Annotated in this window: 1 protein-coding gene; it reads right to left on the reverse strand. The window is 58.6% G+C overall.

The window, feature by feature from the left end:
• Window positions 1-215 (reverse strand): helix-turn-helix domain-containing protein (locus tag PPL9_RS31600; protein WP_152986819.1); only part of this gene is annotated, 215 nt, incomplete at both ends.

The raw sequence follows: 215 nt of genomic DNA on the forward strand, positions 1-215 counted from the left end.
TGCTGCAGATAAGCGCGGATCTTTCGAGCGCCCCAAGCCGGGTAAGTGTCACGTACTGATAAAACCCTCTGCTCCACCTCCTGTGGTGAACGCCCAGGGGACGTTCTGGGCCGGCGAGAGAGATCATTCAAGTCTTCTCCCGCACGCCACCGCCTCAGCCATTTATAGCCTGTTTGTGGGCTGATACCGAACCGGCGACACAAGGCACGCCGATT

The sequence above is a fragment of the Pseudovibrio sp. POLY-S9 genome, assembly GCF_001431305.1.
Lineage (GTDB): Bacteria > Pseudomonadota > Alphaproteobacteria > Rhizobiales > Stappiaceae > Pseudovibrio.